This is a genomic window from Acinetobacter sp. Ver3, from assembly GCF_000632455.1.
Taxonomy (GTDB): Bacteria; Pseudomonadota; Gammaproteobacteria; order Pseudomonadales; family Moraxellaceae; genus Acinetobacter.
Window position 1 is genome coordinate 1 of record NZ_JFYL01000166.1, and the last position, 1,039, is coordinate 1,039.

Here is a 1,039-nt window from a genome sequence, read left to right on the forward strand (position 1 = left end):
GGCTTTGTTGCACAAACCTAGCATCAAAAGCTTATTCAGCAATATAATTTCAAAATGAATAAGCCTGCCTCTAAAATCTACCGTACAACCAATTGGTCATCCTATAACCGCGCCTTAATTAACCGAGGTAATATTTCCATTTGGTTTGATCCAAAGACTCAGTGGTATGCACAATCACAAGGCAAGCAAGGTCGAAATCAAACCTACTCCGATACAGCGATTCAATGCTGCTTAATGATCAAATTACTATTCCGACTCTCTTTACGTATGGTCACAGGTTTTGTTCAAAGTCTGATTAAACTCTCTGGATTAGATTGGACAGCTCCGGATTATTCCACCCTTTGTCGTAGACAAAAGCATATTGATATTGCGATTAGCTATCAAAAAAGTAGTGATGGACTGCATCTGCTCGTAGACTCTACTGGTTTGAAGTTTCTTGGTGAAGGTGAATGGAAACGCAAGAAACATGGGGCTGAATATCGTCGCCAATGGCGTAAGCTTCACATTGCTATAGATGCTAAAACCCTGCAAATACGTGCAGTACAACTCACCACAAATAATGTCAGTGATTCTCAAGTACTCGAAGATTTACTTGCTCAAATTCCCTTGGATGAACCAATTGATTCTGTTTATACAGATGGTGCTTATGACACAAAGCACTGCCGACAAGTCATTTTAGATCGAGATGCACATGCGATCATTCCACCTAGAAAGAATGCAAAGCCTTGGAAGGATCAGCAAGCGAGGTCTATAGAGCGGAACGAATTATTAAAGACAGTCAAACGGCTAGGCAGATCGCTTTGGAAAAAGTGGTCTGGTTATCACCGTCGAAGTTTGGTTGAAACCAAGATGCATTGCATCAAATTATTAGGCGATAAATTAACAGCGCGGAGTTTTCCAAGTCAGGTGAATGAGATCCATGCACGCATGGCAGTCTTGAATAAATTCACAGAATTAGGTCGTCCTCATACCCAAGTTGTCTCTTAAATTTGAGTAGCTTAAGGGAGCTCAGCCTTTCAAACCTTTATGCAACAAAGCC

Annotated in this window: 1 protein-coding gene; it reads left to right on the top strand. The window is 41.0% G+C overall.

The features are described from left to right. The first annotated feature begins 54 nt into the window (after positions 1–54). Entirely contained in the window at positions 55–987 is a 933-nt protein-coding gene (locus CL42_RS16165; protein WP_005103080.1) for an IS5 family transposase, read from the top strand. Positions 988–1,039 lie beyond the last annotated feature (52 nt).